At 70.9% G+C, this 656-nt stretch carries 1 protein-coding gene; it reads right to left on the bottom strand.

Annotation, left to right across the window (positions count from 1 at the left end; genetic code table 11):
- Positions 1 to 656 (bottom strand): phosphohexomutase domain-containing protein (locus tag PGX04_RS31500; RefSeq protein WP_465263862.1); only part of this gene is annotated, 656 nt, incomplete at both ends.

The following is a 656-nucleotide window of genomic DNA, read 5'->3' as shown; positions in this document are numbered from 1 at the left end:
GACTCGTGTCGATGGGGGCCGCGACCCGGTCGCCCGATCCCGCCGCGTCTCGAGCGAACAGGGCCAATAACGCGTCCTTCGGGACGAAGGTTCCGGTCTCGTCGACGGCCAGCATCCGATCGGCGTCGCCGTCGTGACCCACCCCCAGCTCGGCGTCCGTTTCCGCGACGAGGATCGAGAGCGTCTCGAGGGTGTCCGCCGTCGGCTCGCTCGGCCGGCCGGGGAAGGAACCGTCCTCCTGTCCGTTGAGCGTCCGGACCCGACAGCCGAGGTCGTCGAGCACCGACGCCGTCACGCCGCCGGTACCGTTCCCGATATCGACGACGACGCTCGGCGACCGTTCGAGGTCCACCGCCGACTCGATCGCGTCCGCGTGGTGGTCCCGAACGCCGTCTCGACGCGTTCGGTCGCCGACTTCGTCCCACCCGGCCAGTCCGTAGTCGTCCTCGCGAATCCGTCGTTCGACGGCCGCGCGCTGGTCGGGGCCGAAGGCCTTCCCCGACGGGTTCCAGAGCTTGAGCCCGTTGTCGGACGCCGGGTTGTGCGAGGCCGTCACCACGACTCCCGCATCGGCCCCGAGGTGGTGGACCGCGCGGGCGATCGTCGGCGTCGAGGCGACGCCGACTTCGACGACGTCGGAACCGCACTCGCGCAAT

Source organism: Natrinema soli, assembly GCF_028618695.1.
The sequence above is the reverse complement of the archived record's forward strand: the minus strand, read 5'-3'. Positions and strand labels throughout refer to the sequence as shown.